General features: G+C 69.4%; 24 protein-coding genes, 2 tRNA genes and 1 pseudogene. 5 read left to right on the top strand and 22 right to left on the bottom strand.

Annotation, left to right across the window (positions count from 1 at the left end):
- Positions 1-796 precede the first annotated feature (796 nt).
- The 6 genes from ACIA8L_RS52680 to ACIA8L_RS52655 all read right to left on the bottom strand — a co-directional run bounded on the left by ACIA8L_RS52680 (position 797) and on the right by ACIA8L_RS52655 (position 6,109).
- Complete coding sequence (locus tag ACIA8L_RS52680) at positions 797-1,591, bottom strand: carbon-nitrogen hydrolase family protein (protein WP_395917269.1); 795 nt, start codon at positions 1,589-1,591, stop codon at positions 797-799.
- 17 nt (positions 1,592-1,608) lie between these two features.
- Positions 1,609-2,907 (bottom strand): ATP-dependent Clp protease ATP-binding subunit ClpX, encoded by a 1,299-nt coding sequence (gene clpX / locus ACIA8L_RS52675; protein ID WP_395917267.1) that lies wholly within the window; start codon positions 2,905-2,907, stop codon positions 1,609-1,611.
- 242 nt (positions 2,908-3,149) lie between these two features.
- Entirely contained in the window at positions 3,150-3,809 is a 660-nt protein-coding gene (locus tag ACIA8L_RS52670) for an ATP-dependent Clp protease proteolytic subunit (RefSeq protein WP_395917266.1), read from the bottom strand.
- A gap of 11 nt (positions 3,810-3,820) precedes the next feature.
- Entirely contained in the window at positions 3,821-4,471 is a 651-nt protein-coding gene (locus ACIA8L_RS52665; protein ID WP_395917264.1) for an ATP-dependent Clp protease proteolytic subunit, read from the bottom strand.
- Positions 4,472-4,602: 131 nt separating this feature from the next.
- Complete coding sequence (gene tig / locus ACIA8L_RS52660; protein ID WP_395917262.1) at positions 4,603-5,973, bottom strand: trigger factor; 1,371 nt, start codon at positions 5,971-5,973, stop codon at positions 4,603-4,605.
- A gap of 62 nt (positions 5,974-6,035) precedes the next feature.
- Positions 6,036-6,109: transfer RNA gene (locus ACIA8L_RS52655), tRNA-Pro, on the bottom strand.
- 144 nt (positions 6,110-6,253) lie between these two features.
- On the opposite strand from ACIA8L_RS52655, the gene ACIA8L_RS52650 reads away from it, so the two are divergent.
- A tRNA-Gly gene (locus ACIA8L_RS52650) sits at positions 6,254-6,324 on the top strand.
- A gap of 263 nt (positions 6,325-6,587) precedes the next feature.
- On the opposite strand, the gene ACIA8L_RS52645 is transcribed toward ACIA8L_RS52650, so the two are convergent.
- The 12 genes from ACIA8L_RS52645 to ACIA8L_RS52590 all read right to left on the bottom strand — a co-directional run bounded on the left by ACIA8L_RS52645 (position 6,588) and on the right by ACIA8L_RS52590 (position 13,123).
- Positions 6,588-6,941 (bottom strand): hypothetical protein, encoded by a 354-nt coding sequence (locus tag ACIA8L_RS52645; protein WP_395917261.1) that lies wholly within the window; start codon positions 6,939-6,941, stop codon positions 6,588-6,590.
- 75 nt (positions 6,942-7,016) lie between these two features.
- Positions 7,017-7,205 carry a hypothetical protein gene (locus ACIA8L_RS52640; RefSeq protein ID WP_395917259.1) on the bottom strand — a complete coding sequence of 63 codons (189 nt, stop codon included), beginning with the start codon at positions 7,203-7,205 and terminating at the stop codon, positions 7,017-7,019.
- 160 nt (positions 7,206-7,365) lie between these two features.
- A complete protein-coding gene (locus ACIA8L_RS52635; RefSeq protein WP_395917258.1) occupies positions 7,366-7,719 on the bottom strand; it encodes a hypothetical protein in 354 nt (117 codons plus the stop codon).
- A 59-nt stretch (positions 7,720-7,778) separates the two neighbouring features.
- Positions 7,779-7,952, bottom strand: a complete 174-nt coding sequence (locus ACIA8L_RS52630; RefSeq protein ID WP_395917256.1) for a hypothetical protein — start codon at positions 7,950-7,952, stop codon at positions 7,779-7,781.
- Positions 7,949-8,293, bottom strand: a complete 345-nt coding sequence (locus ACIA8L_RS52625) for a hypothetical protein (protein WP_395917254.1) — start codon at positions 8,291-8,293, stop codon at positions 7,949-7,951. The genes ACIA8L_RS52630 and ACIA8L_RS52625 overlap by 4 nt, the downstream gene beginning before the upstream one ends.
- The gene (locus ACIA8L_RS52620) at positions 8,290-8,538 is read right to left on the bottom strand and encodes a hypothetical protein (RefSeq protein ID WP_395917253.1); all 249 of its coding nucleotides are present in this window, start codon (positions 8,536-8,538) and stop codon (positions 8,290-8,292) included. The genes ACIA8L_RS52625 and ACIA8L_RS52620 overlap by 4 nt, the downstream gene beginning before the upstream one ends.
- Positions 8,539-9,169: 631 nt before the next feature.
- Entirely contained in the window at positions 9,170-9,847 is a 678-nt protein-coding gene (locus tag ACIA8L_RS52615) for a GntR family transcriptional regulator (protein ID WP_395917252.1), read from the bottom strand.
- A gap of 66 nt (positions 9,848-9,913) precedes the next feature.
- Positions 9,914-10,051 carry a hypothetical protein gene (locus ACIA8L_RS52610; protein WP_395917251.1) on the bottom strand — a complete coding sequence of 46 codons (138 nt, stop codon included), beginning with the start codon at positions 10,049-10,051 and terminating at the stop codon, positions 9,914-9,916.
- 28 nt (positions 10,052-10,079) lie between these two features.
- The gene (locus tag ACIA8L_RS52605) at positions 10,080-11,315 is read right to left on the bottom strand and encodes an RNA polymerase sigma factor (RefSeq protein WP_395917250.1); all 1,236 of its coding nucleotides are present in this window, start codon (positions 11,313-11,315) and stop codon (positions 10,080-10,082) included.
- Positions 11,315-11,713 (bottom strand): YciI family protein, encoded by a 399-nt coding sequence (locus ACIA8L_RS52600; RefSeq protein WP_395917282.1) that lies wholly within the window; start codon positions 11,711-11,713, stop codon positions 11,315-11,317. Before ACIA8L_RS52600 ends, ACIA8L_RS52605 begins: the two co-directional genes overlap by 1 nt.
- A 76-nt stretch (positions 11,714-11,789) precedes the next feature.
- Positions 11,790-12,476: an alpha/beta fold hydrolase gene (locus ACIA8L_RS52595; protein ID WP_395917249.1), complete on the bottom strand. Its 687-nt coding sequence runs from the start codon at positions 12,474-12,476 to the stop codon at positions 11,790-11,792.
- Positions 12,473-13,123 (bottom strand): DUF2625 family protein, encoded by a 651-nt coding sequence (locus tag ACIA8L_RS52590; protein WP_395917248.1) that lies wholly within the window; start codon positions 13,121-13,123, stop codon positions 12,473-12,475. The genes ACIA8L_RS52595 and ACIA8L_RS52590 overlap by 4 nt, the downstream gene beginning before the upstream one ends.
- A 146-nt stretch (positions 13,124-13,269) precedes the next feature.
- Between ACIA8L_RS52590 and ACIA8L_RS52585 the strand changes: the two genes are divergently transcribed.
- Positions 13,270-14,142: an SDR family oxidoreductase gene (locus ACIA8L_RS52585; protein WP_395917246.1), complete on the top strand. Its 873-nt coding sequence runs from the start codon at positions 13,270-13,272 to the stop codon at positions 14,140-14,142.
- On the opposite strand, the gene ACIA8L_RS52580 is transcribed toward ACIA8L_RS52585, so the two are convergent.
- Together ACIA8L_RS52580 and ACIA8L_RS52575 are read right to left on the bottom strand one after the other, a co-directional pair.
- Positions 14,113-14,841, bottom strand: coding sequence for a tyrosine-protein phosphatase (locus tag ACIA8L_RS52580; RefSeq protein ID WP_395917244.1), 729 nt, complete (start codon positions 14,839-14,841; stop codon positions 14,113-14,115). The genes ACIA8L_RS52585 and ACIA8L_RS52580 overlap by 30 nt on opposite strands.
- Positions 14,841-16,526 (bottom strand): hypothetical protein, encoded by a 1,686-nt coding sequence (locus ACIA8L_RS52575; RefSeq protein WP_395917242.1) that lies wholly within the window; start codon positions 16,524-16,526, stop codon positions 14,841-14,843. The genes ACIA8L_RS52580 and ACIA8L_RS52575 overlap by 1 nt, the downstream gene beginning before the upstream one ends.
- A gap of 105 nt (positions 16,527-16,631) precedes the next feature.
- Here ACIA8L_RS52575 and ACIA8L_RS52570 point away from each other — a divergent pair, with 105 nt between their 5' ends.
- Positions 16,632-17,852, top strand: a complete 1,221-nt coding sequence (locus ACIA8L_RS52570) for a GNAT family N-acetyltransferase (protein WP_395917241.1) — start codon at positions 16,632-16,634, stop codon at positions 17,850-17,852.
- A gap of 87 nt (positions 17,853-17,939) precedes the next feature.
- Complete coding sequence (locus ACIA8L_RS52565; protein ID WP_395917239.1) at positions 17,940-18,440, top strand: hypothetical protein; 501 nt, start codon at positions 17,940-17,942, stop codon at positions 18,438-18,440.
- An 18-nt stretch (positions 18,441-18,458) separates the two neighbouring features.
- Here the strand turns inward: ACIA8L_RS52565 and ACIA8L_RS52560 are convergent.
- Positions 18,459-18,575 (bottom strand): annotated as a pseudogene (locus ACIA8L_RS52560) (transposase); the annotation flags it as partial.
- On the bottom strand, positions 18,554-18,736 hold the full coding sequence (locus ACIA8L_RS52555; protein WP_395917237.1) for a hypothetical protein: 183 nt from the start codon (positions 18,734-18,736) through the stop codon (positions 18,554-18,556). The gene ACIA8L_RS52555 and the pseudogene ACIA8L_RS52560, both read right to left, overlap by 22 nt.
- A 292-nt stretch (positions 18,737-19,028) precedes the next feature.
- Here ACIA8L_RS52555 and ACIA8L_RS52550 point away from each other — a divergent pair, with 292 nt between their 5' ends.
- Positions 19,029-20,978, top strand: a complete 1,950-nt coding sequence (locus tag ACIA8L_RS52550) for a galactose oxidase-like domain-containing protein (RefSeq protein ID WP_395917235.1) — start codon at positions 19,029-19,031, stop codon at positions 20,976-20,978.
- Positions 20,979-21,029 lie beyond the last annotated feature (51 nt).

Here is a 21,029-nt window from a genome sequence, read left to right as displayed (position 1 = left end):
TCCGAAGAAGCGCAGCCCATGCCACGGGGTATATCTATTGGCACTGGCTTAACAAGCACCCTGTTGAGTTCTCAAACAACCAACACACACCGTTTCGGTCCGCGATCACTCGCTCGCCTCATCCGGGGCAACTTCTCTACTTTACCAGGTCGCTTTCCGTTGTCAAGACCCTGTCGGATCTCTTCACTTCCAGCGGCCTTTTCCCGAGCATAGCAAGGCCACCGTTTCCGGCGATCTTGTTTCGGGAGATCCGTTCGCACCGACCGGCAGTGGAGCTTGTCGCTCGTCTTGCCCGCCCGGCTCGCGTCCGGCTTGTCTACCTTACCAGCCCGGTTCGTTCTGTCAAGTCCGCGTTTTCCGCTTCTTCAACTTCCTGAACCGCATCCCCGCACAGCTCATCCGCGCCGTTTCGGGCGCCAGATCTGCTCGGGGTTTCGGTAGGCCGACCTGCTCTTGCGAGCTCGTCCGTTTCCCTACCGGCTGGAGTACCTTACCCGGTCGGCTTCGCGTTCGCAAATCGCTTTCCGCACCGCCCTGGTGGTACCAATCCGACGAACCGGGCGTTTCCGCCCACCCCCTCGGACTTGGAGAACCTTACGGAGGCCCGCTGCCAGAGTCAAATCGGCTGCCCAAACGGGGTATCGCGAGGTTTGAGCCGACTCTCGACGGGGTAGGGCGGACCGATCGCAGTGCTCCGGTGTTGCCGAACCTCATCGGCGCGACACCGGACAAGCCCCACGACTCGTCTTCGCCCGCCTCACCATGAGGCGCCGCTCCCACACAGGTGGGAAGCGACTCAGAGCCGGCGGTTGGCGAGGCTCGGTAGCGTCTCGCGGATCTCGGCGAGCCGCTCGAGATCAAGATCGGCGAACGTCACGCCGACGACATCGGGGGCCTGAGCGATGACCGTCCCCCACGGGTCGATGACCATGCTCCGCCCGAAGCAGGTCCGGTCGGGGTCGTGGTTGCCGATCTGCCCGGCCGCGAGCACGTAACACTGATCTTCGATGGCTCGGGCGCGGAGCAGAATCTCCCAGTGGTCCCGGCCGGTGTGGAGCATGAACGCCGCCGGCACGACGAGGACGTTTGCGCCTTCGATCGCGAGCTGGCGGTACAACTCCGGAAATCGCAGGTCATAACAGATCGACAGGCCGAGCCGGATCCGTTCGATATCGACGATGCTCGTCGACTGACCGGGCGAGACGGTCGCCGATTCGTGGTAGGAGACGCGGCCCGGAATCTCGACATCATAGAGGTGGATCTTTCGATAGGTCGCGGCGAGCGTGCCGGATCGATCGAAGACCAGCGTTGTGTTGTAGGTGTGCTCGGGGTCGGGCCCGGTCTCGTGGAACGAGCCGGCGTGGACCCACATCCCGAGCTCCCGCGCGGCATCGGCGAAGAAGGTGCCGAACTCCCCGTCGACGGACTCCGGCGCGGGCGCGGTGTGCGCTCGCCCGAGGTAGTCCACGTACTCCGGGAGCACCGCGAGGTCCGCTCCCCCGTCGGCAGCCCGCTGGAGGAGGTTTCGGGCCGCCTTGAGGTTCTCAGCCCGGTCGTCGCGCGCGTTGAGCTGACATACGGCAACCCGCATCCCGGCACCCCATCAAGTCAGGCGGACTTCTCCTCGCGGTCGGCCCGGCGTCGGCCGACTCGATGCGCACCCAGGTCCCGCGGCACGATCGTCGGGATGACCTTCTCGAGCACCACCTCGCGGGTTATCTGCACCCGGGCGATGTTCGGGTTGCTCGGCACCTCGTACATCACGGAGAGGAGGACCTCCTCCATGATGGCCCGCAGCCCGCGGGCTCCGGTGCCGCGCAGGATGGCCTGGTCCGCGATCGACTCGAGGGCCTCGGGCGCGAACTCCAGCTCGACCCCGTCGAGTTCGAACAGCCGCTGGTATTGCCGCACGAGCGCGTTGCGCGGCTCAGTGAGGATCTTGACCAGCGCGTCGCGGTCGAGGCTCTTGACGCTCGTGATGACCGGCAGCCGCCCGATGAACTCGGGGATCAGGCCGAACTTGAGCATGTCCTCCGGCATCACGTCACCGAAGGCGTCGTCCGCGTTCTTCTCGGTGATCGAGCGGAGGTTGGCACCGAAGCCGGTGCCGCCCTTGCCGACCCGCTGCTGCACGATCCGGTCGAGGCCGGCGAAGGCACCACCGCAGATGAAGAGCACGTTGGACGTGTCGATCTGGATGAACTCCTGGTGCGGGTGCTTGCGTCCGCCCTGCGGCGGCACGTTTGCGACAGTACCCTCGATGATTTTCAGCAGTGCTTGCTGAACGCCCTCGCCGGACACGTCGCGGGTGATCGACGGGTTTTCCGACTTCCGCGCGATCTTGTCGACCTCGTCGATGTAGACGATGCCGGTCTCGGCGCGGCGGATGTCGTAGTCGGCCGCCTGGATCAGCTTCAGCAGGATGTTCTCGACGTCCTCGCCGACATATCCGGCTTCCGTGAGCGCGGTGGCGTCGGCGATCGCGAACGGCACGTTGAGCATGCGCGCGAGCGTCTGGGCCAGGTGGGTCTTGCCGCACCCGGTGGGGCCGATGAGCAGGATGTTGGACTTGGCCAGCTCGACGCCGTCGCTGCCCCCGCTGCCGCCGGACTCGGCCTGCACGCGCTTGTAGTGGTTGTATACCGCTACCGCGAGGGCCTTCTTGGCTTGGTCCTGCCCGACCACGTACTGGTCGAGGAAGGAGCAGATCTCCATCGGCTTGGGGAGCTCGTCAAACTTGACGTCGCCCGACTCCGCCAGCTCTTCTTCGATGATCTCGTTGCAGAGATCAATGCACTCGTCGCAGATGTAGACGCCGGGGCCGGCGATCAGCTTCTTCACCTGCTTCTGCGACTTGCCACAGAAGGAGCACTTCAGTAGGTCGCCGCCGTCGCCGATCCGTGCCACCTACGATCTCCCTGCCTTCGGCCGGACGCTGCGTCCGGATCGCAATCTTGCTTCACCGCGTGAGCGGCTCAGCGGCCGCAATGGCTGCTTGCCTTGACGTTACCTGGTGGTGGCCCGTATTCCGACCCCCTGCGCGGGGGTGTCTTTTTGGCCAGCCTCCCGACGCCGCTTCCCCGACAACTCCATCGGCTCGCCCAACCTCCAGGTTAGGGCGAGCCGATGGGGTGTTGCACGGATAGGCGTCAGCTGCCCGACGAGACCAGACTGGACTTCTTCCGGCTGACCAGCACGTTGTCGACCAGGCCGTACTCTTTGGCCTCGTCCGCCGTGAGGATCTTGTCACGGTCGATGTCCTTGCGGACCTTCTCGACCGGCTGACCGGAGTGGTGCGACACCATGTCCTCGAGCTGGGTCCGCATCCGCATGATCTCCCGGGCCTGGATCTCGATGTCCGAGCCCTGCCCGTAGCCGCCCTCGGTGGCCGGCTGGTGGATGATGATGCGCGAGTGGGGCAGCGCCAGACGCTTGCCCGGCGTCCCGGCCGCGAGCAGCACCGCGGCCGCGCTCGCGGCCTGGCCCAGGCACACCGTGAGGATGTCGGGCCGGACGTAGAGCATCGTGTCGTAGATCGCCGTCATGGCCGTGAACGAGCCGCCGGGCGAGTTGATGTACAGCGTGATGTCGCGGTCCGGCTCGGTGCTCTCCAGCGTCAGCAGCTGCGCCATCACGTCGTTGGCCGACGCGTCGTCGATCTGCACGCCGAGGAAGATGATCCGGTCCTCGAACAGCTTGTTGTAAGGGTTGGTCTCCTTGATGCCATACGACGTGCGCTCGACGTAGGACGGCAGGATGTAGCGGTTGTGCACCTCGCGCAGCGCCGGGGGCAGGCTCAGATCGGTCATGGCTTCGCTCCTCAGGCCAGGGTTCCGGCGCCTTCCGGAGCCTGCTGGGCCCCGGTGATCACCTTGTCGATGAAGCCGTAGTCCCGCGCCTCTTCGGCGGTGAACCAGCGGTCACGGTCCGAGTCCGACTCGATCTGCTCGAGCGTCTGACCGGTGTGGTGCGACACGCGCTCCTGGAACATGCGCTTCGTGTAGAGCATCTGCTCGGCCTGGATGGCGATGTCAGAGGCGGTGCCCCCGATGCCACCGGACGGCTGGTGCATCATGATCCGCGCGTGCGGCAGCGCCATGCGCTTGCCCGCCGCTCCGGCACACAGCAGGAGCTGGCCCATCGAGGCGGCCATGCCCATCGCGACAGTCGCCACGTCATTGGTGACGAACTGCATGATGTCGTAGATCGCCATGCCCGAGTAGACGGAGCCACCGGGCGAGTTGATGTAGAGCCAGATGTCGCGCTCGTCGTCCTCGGCGGCGAGCAGCAGCATCTGAGCGCAGATCCGGTTGGCAACCTGGTCGTTGACCTCGCTGCCCAGGAAGATGATCCGTTCCTTGAGCAACCGGTTGAACACCGAGTCGTCGAGCGTCAGGCTCGAGTCCGCGCCCCGACCGCGCCCGTGGGGCGCGGGACTGAATGGCGACGCTGGAATATGCAGGTCGGTCATGGCAGCCCTTCGCAAGAGTCTTGTACTTGCCGACCCTAACCGGTGCAAGGGGCGTCAGCTTCCCGTGCTCACCGCATTTCGCTATGAGCGCACCGTGGTGAAGGCCGGGGCTTTTGCCCCGGCCTACAACGTTAGTGGTTGTGACCCTCGTGGTCGCCGTGATCGTGACCCTCGTGGTCGTCAACCGACCCACGCAGGTCGTCCAGGCTGAGCGCGGCACCGTCGCTGTCCACGATCTTCACCCGCTCGAGCACGATCCCCAGCGCCTTGCCGCGGCGCACGTCACCGAAGACGGCGCCGGCCACACCGGCCTGCACCAGCTGGTCGTAGTACTGCTGCGGCCCGACCCCGGCCCGCTGCGCCCGGTGCACGATCTCGTGCCCGAACTCGTCGTCGCTGACCTGGATGTCCTCGGCGTCGGCCAGGGTGTCGAGCACCAGCTGCACCTTCACGCCCTCGACGGCCGCCTCGTTGAGCTCGGCGTCCATCTCCTCCTCGGTCTTGCCCTCGGTCTGCAGGTAGTCGTCGAACGAGGCCCCGATCCGCTGGAGCTGGTCGTTCATCGACTCCTTCCGCGACTCGACCTCGTCCTTCACGACGCCCTCGGGCGCGGGGACCTCGGTCGCGTCGATGACCGCCTTGAGCGCGAGGTCACGCGCGGAATACAGCTGCTCCATGCGCTTCACCCGGGTGAGCCGCTCCCGCAGGTCGCCCTTGAGCTCGTCCAGGGTGTCGAACTCGCTGGCGAGCTGTGCGAACTCGTCATCCACCGGGGGCAGCTGCTTGTCCTTGACCGACTTCACGCTCACCGAGACCTCGGCGTCGCGCCCCTCGAACTCCCCGCCCACCAGCTGCGTGGTGAACGTCGTCGAGTCACCGGCCCCCATGCCGACCAGCACGTCGTCCAGCCCCGGCACGAGCTGCCCGCTGCCGACCTCGTGCGAGACGTTGGTCGCGCTGCCGCCCGGCACCTCTTCGCCGTCGACCTTCGCGACCAGGTCAATCTGCACGTAGTCCCCGACCAGCGCCGTCCGCTCAACCGTCTTGAGCGTCGCGAACCGGTCCCGCAGCCCCTTGAGCTGCTCGTCGACGTCATCCTCGGAGATCGTCAGCGCGTCGACGGTCACGGTGATGTCACTCATGTCCGGCAGCGTGATCTCCGGCCGCACATCCACCTCAGCCGTGAACTTCAACGGCTGCCCGTCGGCGAACTCCGTGATCTCGACCTCGGGCCGCCCGAGCGTCTTCACCTCGTGCTCGCGCACCGCGGCGAGGATCTGCGTGGGAATGACCTCCTGGACGGCCTCGTTGAGCACCGCCCCGCGCCCGACCCGCTGGTCGATGACGGCCGAGGGCACCTTCCCCCGCCGGAACCCCGGGATGCTGACCTGGGACCCGATCTCGCGGTACGCCTTCTTGAGGCTCGGCTCGAGCTCAGCGAACGGCACCTCGATTTCGAGCCGCACGCGAGTCGGGCTCAGGGTCTCGACGGTGCTCTTCACAGAACGTTCTCCCTCGTACTACGGACATGTGGTTAGCCTGACGGCACGCTTGTCGTTCCCGGTCGGGGTGGCGGGATTTGAACCCACGGCCCCTCGCTCCCAAAGCGAGTGCGCTACCAAACTGCGCTACACCCCGGTGGTGTGCGTCGGCAAGTGTATGCGCTCCGCCGGGGAGGGCGCCGCTCGGTATGCCGGTGTCGCACAGGGTGGACCCCCGGCGCTGACCGAGAGGACGATGATTGGGTACGCTGGGGCAGCACCTCCCGGCGGGAGGCGCGACGCGGGCGTAGCTCAATGGCAGAGCTTCAGTCTTCCAAACTGACGGTGTGAGTTCGATTCTCATCGCCCGCTCTCTGTTTCCATTCCCAGGGGGAGCACGCTCCACCCACGCCCCCGCAACACCGCACCAAGGGCGCTGACCAGCACAAAGTCTTCTGGTTCAATCTTGCGGCGGGGGTACTCGACGTGCCCGCCCGGATCGCCACGAGCGCTCCGGCTGAGGTTGATCGCGACCCTGTTGTCGCCGCCGTGCCAGTGGCGTGCCAGTAGCGTGCCGGTTCTTCGCTCGCGATCGCGGCGGCGGTGCGTCATCGCGGGTCGGGCGTCGGCTGGGCTTACACGACGTGGATTTCGGCCTGGCCCGGGGCGTACAGGTCTGGGCGGCGGGTTACGAGCGGGCAGGCCATGTGGCGGGCTTCCCACAATGCGTGCCGGGCGCCGAAAGTTCCCTGCCAGGCAGAGATCTCCACCGCTACGGCCTCTTCCAAAGGCAGGAAGTCGATCGTCTCGATCCACTGGAACGGCTCCCAGTGTGCGGCTGACGCGCCGAGGGCGGAGCCGGCCTCCACGACGGCCAGGACCGGGAAGCCCAGGCGGGTTTGGCCCTGGTCGGCCAGGTCCAGCAGCGCCCAGAGTGGCGGATGGGAGTGGAAGAGCGCTTCCAGGGCCGTGGTGTCGAGGACCAGCACGGGCTAGACGCTATCGGACGCCGTGGATGGCCGGGAGCGCGGAAAAGGGCGGCCGTAGGGCTCTACGGACAGATGTCAGGCCGCGCGCTGGTGCTTTGCCGACTCTTCCGCGTCGCGTTTGTTGGCGGCCGCGATGAGGGCCTCGGCCTTGTCGAAATCCGCTTGGGTCAACTCCGGGACGAGGTTTGTCTCGCGCTTGAACCGCTCCAGGCCGGCACCCGGCGTCCACTGGCGCGGGCCTGCGGGTTCGGGAGTTCGGGTCATGGTTCATAAGGTAGGCCTCAGAGGGGGTTTCGTCATCCTGGAACTCGAATGGGACTACCGAATCCGCAGGTCAGGGCCTTGTGGCCCTGTGAACAAACGATCGCGCGACCTGCATTTATTTCAGCTACCACCGTAAGCGTTATAGCAATTCCGCAGTGCGCTAGACGACTTGAATGTCGACCGTTTCCGGTGCGTACAACTCTGGGCGGCGGGTGACCAGTGGGCAGTGCCTGTGCCGGGCCTCCCACAGCGCATGTCTCATCCCGGGCGTGCCCGGCCACGTGCTGATCTCGATCGCGGCGGCCGCGCTCAGGGGCGGCACGGTGACCGCCGGAATCCATAGGAACGGCTCCCACACCGCGGCCGAGACGCCGAGGACCGTTCCGGCTTCGATGAGCGTGAGAGCCGGAAAGGCAAGCCGCACCAGCCCCTGATCGGCCCGCCGCAGCAGCGCCCACACCGGCGGATGCGAAGAGAACAGCGCTTCCAGCGCGGTGACGTCGAAAACCAGCACGACCTACGAACCTATGCGCGCGACGAGGCTCGTTCGACACTTCCCTGACCACTTGCTCGCTACAAGTGCGGCCGGCCTTCATCGCGGCGCCGGTCGGCTTCGGCGCTCAGCTCGTCGGCCTTGCGCAGGTCGTCGTCGGTGAGCTCCGGCACCAGGTGCGGCAGCTCCCGCCGCAGCCGAGCCCACCCCGCCCCCGGCACCCAGGGGCGAGGGCCGGCCGGCTCGGAGCTCATGCGACGCTGCCCAGCCGGCGGCGGAGTTCGTCGAGTGCTTTCGTGGCCGTGCGCAGCTCGCGCCGGGCGGCTTCGAGGTCGATCGCCGCCGAGGTAGCCAGGGCGGCGTTGCGGATGTAGGTCGACAGGGGCTGGCCGACCGCATTGGCGGCGGCTTCGATGCGGTCCAGCTCGCCGCGGCCGAACCGGACGGAAACCACCGAACGAATCACGGGGACCGGCTCGCTCTCGACCTCGGCGCCGGCGACCTCGCCCCGATGCTCGTACAGGTCCTCGGCGGCGGCTTCCATGGCGGCCAGGCTCAGACCGGTGACCTCGTCGGTCTCCTCGCGCTTGCTCATCTCTGCTCCCAGGCTGTGATCGGGTATGCCGTGTTCGTCGCCGCGATGTAGATGAACGCCACGGTCAGCTTGCGGCCCGCGTCCGTGACACCGGACGCCACGTGCGTCGCCACGCGGCCGCGGAGGTTGGTGCGGATGCTCGGGCGGTTGAAGAAGACCTCATCGATCTCGATGCGGGTCGCGCGCTTGGTCGCGTAGACCGTGTTGGCGTCCCACTGGACCAGCAGGATCTTGATGTGCGGCATGGGTACCCTCGCAGTGTAGTACGCATGAACGTCTGGCGTAATACGTGCGCTGAGACGGGATACCAGGGCCGGAGCAGCCTGAGTCAGGGCGGCCGCAACCGTAACGCTTTCCAGGGGAACCCACTGACCCGTCACCGCCGCGGCGTCGTCACTTGGGTAGAGCAGGTTCAACCGCGCACCGAATCGTGCGTGACCTGGGAAGGCAGGTGAGGAAGGATGGGGCAGGTCCGGCGGGTCCGTGATGCCGAGGGCGTGGCGCGGGAAGCCATCGCGTTGGTGCTCGGCGTTGCGCCCGGCTCGTTCGCCTTGACGGTGGAGTCGGCGGGCGGCGGGGGCTGCGGTTGAGGGTGAGCCGCGGGTCAGACCTCGTCGGGGCTCAGGCGGCGGCAGCCGGTTGGTTGTTCATTGGTCAGGGGGCGGCCTCGCCACTGGCCGCGGAGCGTTCGTAGCAGGGCTTGCAGCAGTCCGATCATGTTCCCCTCCCCAAGGAAGCCGCGGGCCTCCCGACCAACCTTGGCCAAGGTGGACCAATGCGGCAACTTGAGCAGGGAACATTGACCGATTTGGGTCGTTCGGTCGGGCATGGCGGGGGCACGATCGTCGATGGCGGCCCAGATTTCGTATGTCCGGCCTAGATTTCGTAGGTCTCGGTCAGCTCCGCCGACTCGCGGGACAGGATCGCGTCGACCACCAGGTATGGGCGGTCGCCGGCGTCGTGGACGGTCAGCAGGGCCACGGCGACGCTGCGGGGTTGGGGTAGGGACAGGGCGTCGGCCTCGGCGGCGGTGGACAGGCGGGCGCCCAGGCGTTCGATGACCCGGTGGGGGCGGCGGCCCGCGGTCGACTCGAGCTGCGCCAGCAGGTCTCGCTCCTGCGGGAGGCGGACCGCGGTGAACACCGTGGTCAGCGCCATCGGGGTGGTGCCGAGGGTGGTCAGGCGGTAGCGGGCGCCGAAGACGTCGGTGCCCTGGTTGACGCACAGGGTGGCGGCTATGCGCGGGGTCGCCGGCATGCGGTAGACGCCCAGGCACTCGGCGTGGCGGTCGGCCTGCAGGAGGTACTGCACCCGCCTGGGCAAGGCCGACAGCGCCGTCACCGGGCGGCCCAGGATCACGCGGCCCTTGCCCTGCTGGCCGACGACCCAGCCCTGGTGGCGGAGGTGGCGCAGGGCGCGGACCACGGTCGAGCGGGACGTCCGGAACTCGCGGGTGAGCTGGGACTCGCTCGGCAGGAGGGTGCCGGCCGGCAGATGGCCGTTGGCGATTCGCTCCTGGAGGGTCGTCAGGACCGCGGCATACTTCGGCTCCATGGCGGCAGCGCTCCCTTTCACATGCAAAATGCACGGGATGGCTGCGAGCCGCCCAGATCGTACCGGTTATCGCCACCGAATTGGAAATGCGCCGAGTTTCGCCTCGTGAGGCGTGTCGTGGCCGGTCGGTTTGGTGCAGCGGACCTCCACGTCGCCGGTCGCGGTGGTCGTGGTCTTCGTGGCGGCGCAGGTCTCGATCTTCATGACCGCCGAGGCTAGTCGAACATGCGTGCTAAAGCAGCCACAACCTGGGAAAACGCCCGGATCGTGCCTGAGGATCCGGTATCGCGGCCGCCCGCGCGTTCAAATAGCGGCGCTGGGGCAGCGTGCCGGCCAGCGCGGCCGCCTTCAGGAACGCGGCCCGGGCGGCCGGGCGGTCGCCGGACAGCTCCAGCAGGTGGGCGCGGACGGCGTGCAGGCGGTGGTCGCTCTCGAGCGCGGTCAGCTCGTCCAGCAGCGGCAGACCCGCGGCCGGACCCCGGGCCATCGCCACCGCGACGGCGTAGTTCAGCGTGACCATCGGGCCCGGGGAGCGGCGCCGCAGCAGCTCGTAGAGGGCCACGATCTGCGGCCAGTCGGTCTGCGCGGCCGTCGGAGCCTCGTCGTGTACCGCCGCGATCGCCGCCTGCAGCTGGTACGGGCCCGGCACGCCGCGCGGAAGGGTCGCGGTGATCAGTGCGATGCCCTCGGCGATCTGCCCGGCGTTCCACAGCGAGCGGTCCTGCGATTCCATCGGCACCAAAGAGCCGTCGGCGGCGGTACGGGCCTCACGCCGGGCGTCGGTCAGCAGCATCAGGGCCAGCAGGCCGGCCGCCTCCAGATGCTCGGGCTGCAGGCGGACGGCCAGCCGGGTCAGGCGGATCGCCTCGGCGGCCAGGTCGGGGCGGTGCAGCGCGTCACCGCGCGTGGCCGTGTAGCCCTCGTTGAACATGAGGTACAGCACATGCAGTACCACCGAAAGATCGGCCGCCGGAGGCAACGAGAACGGCAGTCCACTCGCTTTGATCCGGAGTTTGGCGCGGCTGATGCGCCGGGTCATCGTCTCTTCCGGCACCAGGAACGCGCGCGCGACCTCGGCCGTGCTCAGACCGCCGACCGCCCGCAGGGTGAGGGCCAGCTGGGCCTCGGGCTTGAGGGCCGGGTGGCAGCACATGAACAGCAGCACCAGGGAGTCATCGACGTCGGTGATCTCCGGGTGTACCGCGTGCGCCAGCCGGAACACCGTCTCCTCCCGGCGCCGCCGAGCCTGGTCGGCCCGCAGGAGGTCGGTGAGGCGGCGCGCGGCGACCGCGATGAGCCAGGCCCGCGGATCGGCGGGCGGGTCGGCCGGCCACTGCCGGGACGCGGCCAGCAGCGCCTCCTGGACGGCGTCCTCGGCCAGGTCGAAGTGCCCGTACCGGCGGACCAGCGCCCCGAGGACCTGCGGCGCCAGCTCGCGCAGCAGGTCCTCGGGAGCCGGGCCGGGCATCAGAAGCCGAGCTCGCCCGAGGACTCGACGACGGGGCGGACGTCGGCGTACGCGGTGGCGGCGACCTCCGGCGGGGCCGGGCACTCCCCCAGCCGCTGGGCGATCTGGGTCGCGCGGTCGAAGCTGTCGCACTCCACGATCCAGTAGCCGGCCAGCACCTCCTGCGTCTCCGCGTACGGCCCGTCGGTCACCAGCGCGGGCGCGCCACCGACCCGGCGGGTGTGCACCGGCGCGTCCAGGGCGCGGGTCTCGACGAGCTCGCCGTTCGCCTCCAGTTCGGCGTTGAACTCGGCCATGAACTTGCCCATCGCGGCGAAGTCCTCCGGCTTCCACGGCGTCTCACCGGGCCGGCCGGCCATGGCGTCGTAGTCGCGCTGCGAGGCGTAGCTCAGGATCATGTACTTCACGGTTGGCCCCTTCGTTCGGCGCCCGGCGCGGGCGGTGTCTTCGTGGGCTACGTCGGGGCCGGCCGCCTCATCCGGACAGGAATCGCAGCACGACCGCGGCGAACTCCTCCGGGGCCGTGCTGTGGATGCGGTGCCCGACCGGGATCGTCACCAGCTCGGCGACCGGGATCGCCGCGGCGACCGCCTCCAGACTCGCGGGCGGTATGTGGCTTTTGGGGCCTCCGGACAGTACCAACGAAGGCGCTTGTATTGTCTGTAACCCCTCCCACCAGGCCGGATTCGGCTCCCGCAGCTGATGGATGGCCGACATGAGGGCGTTGCGGTCGAAGCGGCGCCGGGAGAGGCCGCCGGCCAGCCCCGAAAGGGCGAGCTTCGCGCGCGAGAAGCCGCCGGACCGCACGCCGGTGCGCGGAGGGGCGGGCGGGTCCTCGAGCACCAAGCGGCCGACCAGATCCGGGCGCCGCTGCGCGACCAGGGTCGCCGTGAAGCCGCCCAGACTGTGGCCGACGAGCACCGGCGCCTCGAGCCCGAGTTCGCCGAGCAGTTCGATCACGTCGTCGGCATAGCCACGCAGGGGGTACTGCTCACAGCGCGGGCTTTCCCCATGACCGCGCAGGTCCGGGGCGATGACGCGCCGCCCTCGTACCTGCCGGGTGAACGCGTCCCAGGTGCCCCGGCCGCTCCCGCCACCGTGGAGCAGGACGATCGCGTTGTCGCCCTGTGTCCGGCCGGTGTCGTTCCGGGCGAGTCTCATGCGCCCAGCCGGTCGGCCATGTCGTACTTGACGCTCAGCAGCTCGGCCATCGCGACCGGGCGGCGGCTCATGCCGTCGAGGTCGCGGCCGTCCTTCGAGAACAGCGGCGGCACGGTGCTCAGGCCGGTGTCGAACGGGCAGGCGGCCACCTCGTCCCGCCAGCCCGGCCAGCGCCAGCTCAGGTAGAACCGGTCGGCGGCGCCGGCGAGCATGGCGTAGAGCCAGTCGGTGTATCCGAGCGTGAGGTCCTCCCAGCCCAGGGTGTCGGGCGCGAAGTAGTGGATCGTCGGCTCCGGGCGCGTCTCCCCCTGCCGCCACACGAACTCGCCGCCGAGGATGTCCTGGGCCACGACCAGCCCGGCCGCGTCGAAGAGGGCGTTGACCTCGTGGATGTCGGCCAGCCGGCGGCTCGGCCGGCCGGATCCGAGCACCCGCAGCCAGCCGCCGTCGACGATCAGGCCGCCGCTGCGGTAGACCAGGGCCCCCAGCCAGGACGTGGTGGCGACCTGCAGCCGGTGCAGGCACGCGGCGGCGCGGTCGGGGTCGGCGGGCAGCAGCTCGATCGCGTATGGCGAGCCGGAGACCGCCGCTTCGATCTCCGCCCAGGCGGACCGGTCGTCGGAGATCAGCTCTCCCAGCGAGCGCACGGGTCAAGGGTACTTGGCCCGCCATTTTTCGAGGGACACGGAAATGTTTGAGGAGGGTACCCGAACGACGGAAACCGCCCTGAATGATTGTCATTCACGTTTCTCGGACTGTCGGGCGGCGGATACTGAGAGTCACTATGTCGAACATGACTCGTCGCTGGTTGATCACTGGTTGCTCCACCGGCCTGGGGCGCGCCCTCGCCGAGGCGGTCGCCGCCTCCGGACAGCAGGTACTGGCCACGGCCCGGCATCCGGAAACCCTCGAGGACCTGCGGGACCGGTACCCCAGAACGCTCGCCACGTGCGTCCTGGACGTACGTGACCCCGACGACTGCCACAACGCCGTGCACGCCGCACTGGCCCGCTACGGCGGCGTGGATGTCCTCGTGAACAACGCCGGTGTCGGGCACTTCGGCGCCGTCGAAGAGGTCACGGACGCCGAGCTGGAAGCGCAGCTGGCGGTCAACCTCATCGCACCGTGGCGCCTGACCCGCATGGTGCTGCCCCTGATGCGGGCCCAGGGCTTCGGCGACATCGTGATGGTCTCCTCCACCGCCGGCCGCGTCGCCATGCCGGGCCTGGGGGCGTATGCGGTGTCGAAGTTCGCCCTCGAGGGCATGGTCGAGACACTGGCGCTCGAGCTCGCCGGCAGCGGGGTCCACGTGACTGCCGTCGAGCCCGGCATGTACGCCACCGAGTGGGGCGTGTCCCTGACCGAGTCGGCCGAGCACGTCCCCGCGTACTCCGCCGTGACCTCACCCGTCCACGCCGGCGTACGGGCCCTCAAGTCACTCCCGATCTCCGGCGCGCCGGCCGACTTCGCGGACGCGGTACTCCGGCTGGTCGCCTCCGAGGACCGCCCCGTCCGCCAGCCGATCGGTGATCAGGCGTGGCGGATGGTGCTGGACGCGGCGCAGCGCGACTACACCGCCCTGCTGAACGCCCGCCCGATGCCGGCCCACGCCCCGGCCGACCCCGTCTCGGTGGCCTCAGGCGGGCGCGACGAGGTTTTTGCGTAGGGCGGTCAGGTCGTCGGAGGTCAGGCCGTATGCGTCGGCCCAGCCTTCCATGGTGCCCCAGCGGTCGCGTACCAGGTCGAGCATGTGGGTCATCAGTGCCGCCTCCGGCTCCCAGGCCGGCCGGGTCACCGGGCGCGGGGGCAGGCCCAGCCGGTCCACGACCACGGCTACGCGTTCGTGGATGATCGGCATCGCGGCGGCGGTCGCGGCGTAGTCGGCGGCGATCCTGTCGTCCGGCACGCCCAGCAGGCCCAGGACGACGGCGGCCAGAACGCCGGTGCGGTCGCAGCCGGCCTCGCAGTGGAAGACGGCCGGGAGGGTGCCCGCGCAGGACAGGTGGCGGACCGTGGCGGCCAGGACGGGGCCCTTCTCCGTGAGCATCGCCACGTAGTGGCCGACCAGGTCTTCGGCGCCGCTGACGTCGGCGATCGGGGCCGGGTAGTAGTCGACCTCGGCGTCGGCCAGGAGGCCGCGGCCCAGTTGGGACACCTCGTATTCGCCGCGCAGGTCGATCACGGTGGACAGGCCCAGGTCGCGGACCAGGCGGTCGGCGTCGCCGGGGGTGGCGTAGGCCAGGGAGTCGCTGCGGAACAGGACGCCGGAGCGGACGGTGCCGCCGTCGGCCGGGTGGCCGCCCAGGTCCCGGAAGTTGACCAGGCCCTTGAAGGCCAAGGGGCGGCGGCGGCGCCAGAACCTCACTAGAAGAGCCTCGTCACCCAGTGGTAGAAGTCCACGGCCCAGCCGACCTCGCGCAGGTAGGCGAAGCCCGACGCGGCCAGGAACAGGCCGGTCAGCGCGTGTGCGCCCTTGGCCGAGCGGCGGGGGCGGCCCAGGCGCTGCTCGAGGATCAGCCGGCCCAGCAGCCGGGCCAGCGCGAACACGCCGACGGCAACGCCGAGGACGACCAGGAACGCGATGAACGGGCCGCTGAGGTTGCCCTCGCTGTCCAGAGCCCACAGAGCCCAGCAGATGAAGGCGATGATCGCGCCGGTGCCGGTGAGCTCCCAGCCGATCTTGAGCTGGCGGGAGCGCTCGCCGCGGGGTGGGGTGTAGCGGGGGCGGTGGTCCTCTTCGGGGGCGAGGTCCATCATGCCGGTCGGCTCCGGTGCGGAGCGCGGGATGACCTTGGCCCGGCCCCGCATCTGCGGTACTCCCTCAGCGTTCACTGCCACTCCTCCAGACGAGACCGGTGCCACCGAGACGGGCGGGGCGGAGACCGGCGGGGCCGACACGGGCGGGGCCGCCTGGTACATGGCGGTCGGCGGCAGACTGCCCGAGCGGAGCGACACCAGCTCCCGCTCCAGGCGCTCGATGCGCTGGTAGGCGTCGGTCTCGGTGCCGCTGATGGACGGCCGGGCCCGCCCGACGACCTTGCCCGTGTCGGCCGCGTCGACCTCGTGCCAGTCGCAGCCCACGTCGGGCAGACCGGCCCGGCGGACCAGCTCGGCCAGGTGCAGCGTCCACGACTGCAGGTCGCGGGTCTGCGGGCGGTCGGCGGGGCGGTCGGCCAGCGGCAGGTGCAGGTGGTCGCGCAGGGACGGGATGCGCTCCAGCAGCGGGTGCCGGCGCAGCACGCTCCACGGCGGCGGCGACGCGTCGGGCTGGCCGCCGACGTCGCTGCGGCCGTCGACGCGGGGGTAGGCGCCGGTGACCATGAAGTAGGCCACCGCGCCGAAGCCGTGCACGTCATACGCCGGTCCGACGTGCTTCACCCCGCCGAACGCCTCCGGGCCGCCCGACTCGGGGGTGTAGGCGATCTGGGTGATCTCTTCCTCGCGGAAGTAGCGCGCTCCGGTGAAGTCGATCAGGCGCACCTCCCCGGTGGCCAGGACCATCACGTTCGACGGCTTCACGTCCATGTGCAGGACCGGGGTGGCGCTGCTCTCCTGCGGGTTGTGGAGCTGTTGCAGTACCACCGCCAAGGTTTTCAAAGCCGAGACGGCGTTCAGCCGGCGCGCACCCGGTTGCGCCGCACTGCGGTTCACGACGTATTCGCGCAGGTTCACCCCGTGCAGGTAGTCGTAGACCTGGTAGGGCACCGCGTCACCGGGCGCCGGCCGCTCCGTCGGGCGGTGCGGTGGCGGGCCGTAGAAACCGTCCGCGCGCCGGCAGATGCCCGGCACGCCCCGGTTGTTGAGATCCATGAGCGCCGCGTCGCCCTTGTCCCACGAGCGCAGCTCGTCGGCGATCGGGCGCTGCGGGTCGACGCGGAAGACCTTCACCGTCATCGGCGCCGAGGTCACACCGCCCGAGACGCGCACGGCGCGATACACGTCGGCCTGGCCGCCCGAGCCCAGATGGGCCACCAGACGGTAGCGCTGGAACGTCTCCGGCAAAGGGCTCGCCGGACCGCACACCAGGTCCAGCAGCGCACCCTGCGTCATCGTGTCGCTCCCCCCAGCATTGTCGTGCCGCCCCCATACGCTTCCGAGAGTAACGAGCGCGCAAATCGGTCGCGCCGAGCCCAGGTCACGAGGTAGACACAACCGATGACCGACTATGTCCTCCGCACGGCCACGGAGACGGATCTCGACGCGCTGGTCAGCCTGCGCCGCGAGGCGTTCGCGAACACGGGGGACCCCGACCCGAACTCGACCCGGCGCCTGGTCTTCGAGGCGGAGCGCAACCACCTCTTCGAACATGACGGACAGGTCGTGGCGACCGCGGCCGCCTTCACCCGCGACCTGGCGATCCCGGGTGCGGTGATCCCGGCCGCCCACGTGACCGGCGTCGCCGTGTCCGCCGTGCACACCCGCAACGGTCTCCTGCGCCGGCTGATGACCGAGCAGCTGCGGACCGTGCCCGAGGCCGTGGCGGTGCTGTGGGCCTCGGAGGGCCGCCTGTACGGCCGGTACGGCTACGGCATGGCCGCACAGAACGTGACCATGCGGGCCGACCGCCGGGAGCTGCAGATCACCGCCCCACCGGCCGGCGGGAGGCTGCGCGACGGGGTGCCGTCCGAGCTCATCAAAGAGCTTTCCGAGGTGTACTCCACCGTGCTCGCGACCAAGCCCGGCTGGTCGAGCCGCGACGAACGATGGTGGCGGCACCTGACGAGCGACCCGGAGAGCGACCGCGGGGGCGCCACCAAGGCCCGGGCGGTGCTCTACGAGAACCCGGACGGGCTCGTCGAGGGTTACGCGCGGTACCGGGTCCGCCCGGAGTGGAGCGACACCGGCCCGAAGATGGAGGTCAACGTCATCGAGGTGGTCGCGGGCACGCCGGCGGCCTACGCGGAGCTGTATCGGTTCCTGCTGCGCGTCGACCTCGCCCGCACCCTCGTCCAGGGCCTGACCAGCGCCGACGACCCGCTGTTCCACCTGGTCAACGAGCCGGCCGCGCTCGGCGGGCACTCGGCCGACGGCCTGTGGCTGCGCATCCGGGACCTGCCGCGGGCACTCACCGCGCGCAAGTACGCCGCCCCGGTCGACGTGGTGCTCGAAGTCACCGACGACCTGCTGCCCGGCAACGCGGGCCGCTGGCGGCTGCAGGTCCGCGCCGGCGGCGCCCTGGTCAACTGCACCCCGGCCGACGGCGAACCCGACTTCACGCTGGGCATCGCCGAGCTGGGCGCGGTGTACCTGGGCGGCACCCGCCTGGGCGCCCTGCACCTCGCGGGCCGCGTCCAGGAGCACCGCCCCGGGGCCGTGGCCGCCGCGAGCACGGCGTTCGGGTGGCCGATCGCGCCGTACTCGATCGAAATTTTCTGATCCCTCGGACGGGTGGGGTGGAGGCGGTAGATTCGGGAGATGGGTGGGATTCAGCGCCGGCGGCGGCGCATGCGGCAACATCAGCCGGTGAGTCCCGCCCCCATGGCGGAAGAGCTGATCCCGGAAGAGCCGCCGGCCGAGCCGGTGCCGCCGCCGGTGGTCGCCGAGGAGCCGCCGCCCGCCGAGGCGCCCAAACCGGCCCCGGCACCCCGGCCGCCGTCGCCCCACCACCTGGCCGAACTGTCGGAGACGTTCGCGATGACCGCCAGCGTCCATGACCCCGAGCCGGCCGAGGCCGCGCACCCGGCGGCGCCGGAGGACGAGCACCACCACCCCCCGGTCCACCACGACGAGCACCACCACCATCACCACCATCACGACGAGGTGGTCTCGGAGCGCGGCCTGCGCGGCCTCGTCGGTGGCGGCGCCTCGCAGGTGAGCGTGTCGGCGGCGCTGCGGGCCCGGGACGCGGCGCGGCCGACCGACGCCGACATCGAAGCGGCCGAGCGGGACCTGCAGATCATCCGGCGCGGCTGGGTGCCACGCGAGGAGCTGACCCGGCCTGGCCGCCGCTCTCCTACCGGCTGACGATGGGCTGCCAGCTGGTCCGGGCAGCGCGCCGCCGATCGCCGAGACCAGCCCGCGATGGGCGTCGGAGACCACCAGTTTGACGCCTTTGACGCCGGTCAGACCCCGGACGGTCAGGGAGAGCAGGAACGCCAGGGTGTGGACGCGTCGGCCTCTGCCGACATCAACGCCTCGGCAAAGGTCTTCACCATCGAACGCAGCAGATCGGGTGACGCCGAGCCGCGATCAGGCGTGACCGCCTCCATCCCCTCAACCACCGCAAAGGTGGGCGATTCGTACACCAGCCCCGGGGACATGGCCGTGATCCCGACGGCAGGTATCAGCCGTCTCCGCCAGACCTCGGCTGAGACACCCCGTCGAACGCCCCGCACAAGTTCTCAACGTCACCTCTACGAAATGTCGGGCGCTTCGCTTGCCCGACATTTCGGATTTATACCCCGACGGGGGATTCATGAGTTTGCACGTCCAGTAGCGGCTTGGTGGCTGTGCGAATAGGGGTAGAACAGCCGGGTTGATGCGGGTGAGGCGGCGGCCTACGGTGGGCAGCGCCTGACAAACGCAACACCGGAAGAGGCAACCCCGTTGTTCGTGCCGTCCTGGATCCGCCGCAAGATCGTCCTGCCCCTCGTCGCCGCCGGAGTGCTCGGGGTGGCCAATGTCCCGCCGCTGTACAACGCGACGGTCGACTGGCTCCACGAGCGGAAGATCAACAGCCCGGAGTACAAAGCCGCGAATGGCTTCTGGCAGGTCGTCGAGCTGCCGAAGGGTCAGCGGGTGAACGCGATCCACGCGGCCATGCTGCCGTCCGGGCGCATCCTGCTCATCGCCGGCTCCGGCAACGATCGCGAGCAGTTCCAGGCCGGGACCTTCAAGACCCTGGTGTTCGACCCGGTCAACGGGCACACCACGCTCGTGCCGACCCCGACCGACCTGTTCTGCGCCGGGCACGCGTTCCTGCCGGACGGCAAGCTGCTGGTCGCGGGCGGGACCCTGCGTTACGAGGTGCTCGAGCAGGACGTCAAGCGGGCCGGCGGCACGATGACGATCAAGAACGAGTCCCCGGCCGAGTCGCGGACCTTCGCGAAGGGCACCGTGCTGGTCGCCGCCGACGGCCACAAGTACACCCTCGGCGACGACGTCACCGTCCCCGCCGCGACGAAGATCGTCTACCCGCCGCACAAGGTCGGCGACCAGCCCAAGACCGTGATCACCGCGGGTGAGGTCAAGGCCTGGGTCGACGCCGCCGCGGAGGGCCCGGACTACGTGGTCGACCACAAGGCGCAGTACGAGTTCGAGGGTCTGGACGGCACCGACCACCACAACTTCTACGCGCTGGCCGACAAGATCACGATGGACAAGCAGGACTACCAGGGCCGCAAGGAGACCTACGAGTTCAACCCGGCGACCGAGCAGTACGAGCGGGTCGCCGACATGCACGAGAAGCGCTGGTACCCGACCCTGACCGGGCTCTCCGACGGCTCGGTGCTCGCGGTCTCCGGCCTCGACGGCAGCGGCCTGGTCGTCGACGGGTCGAAGAACGAGGTCTACGACCCGAAGACCAAGCAGTGGACGGTCCGCAGCGACCTCAACCACTACTTCCCGACCTACCCGGCCCTGTTCCAGACCGCCCGCGACAACGTCCTGTTCTTCTCCGGCTCCAACTCCGGCTACGGCCCGGCCGACAAGGGCCGCGCCCCCGGCTTCTGGGACCTGACGAACAACAACTTCACGACGGTCCAGGGCCTGCGCGACCCGGACATGCTGGAGACGAGCATGTCGGCGTGGGTCGGCCCGGTGCAGAACCAGACCGTCATGGTCGTCGGCGGTGGCGGGGTCGGCGAGTCGACCAAGGCGACGAGCCGGATCGACATCATCAAGCTGGACGGCGACAACCCGCACTTCGTGCCCGGCCCGAGCCTGCCCGACAAGACGCGGTACCCCAGTCTGGTCCAGCTCCCGGACGACACCGTCCTGATCACGAACGGCGCCGCGGACTACCGGGGCCGCTTCGCCTCCGACAACCACACGGCCCGCATCTACCACCCCGACACCAACACGCTGACCTACGCCGCCGACCCGCACGTGGGCCGCAACTACCACAGCGCGGCGGTCCTCCTGCCCGACGGTCGCGTGCTGACCGTGGGCTCGGACCCGCTGTACCGCGACAAGAAGAACTCCATCACCGGCCAGTTCGAGCAGCGCATGGAGATCTACACCCCGCCGTACCTGTACCACGACGGCGGCCGCCCCTCGGTCGGCAACGGCCCGACCGACCTCAAGCCGGGCCAGTCGGCGACCTACACCACCGCGTCCCGCGACATCACCTCCGCCCGCCTGATCCGCCCGAGCGCCGCCACGCACATGCTCAACACGGAGCAGCGCTCGCTGGCCCTGGACATCACCCAGGCCCAGGGCGCGATCACGGTCACCCTGCCGACGTCGGCCAGCCTGATGCCGCCGGGCCCCTACATGCTCTTCTTCATCAACAAGGACGGCGTCCCGTCCGAGGCGAAGTGGGTCTCGGTAGCGGCGCCCTGACCCAGTCGGACCAGGCCGATCGCGGTGGCTCGCAGCAGCAGGCGCAGGTGG

Source organism: Dactylosporangium sp. NPDC051541, assembly GCF_044454505.1.
In the GTDB taxonomy this organism is placed as follows: Bacteria; Actinomycetota; Actinomycetes; order Mycobacteriales; family Micromonosporaceae; genus Dactylosporangium.
This window is presented reverse-complemented; position numbering and strand designations above follow the sequence as displayed.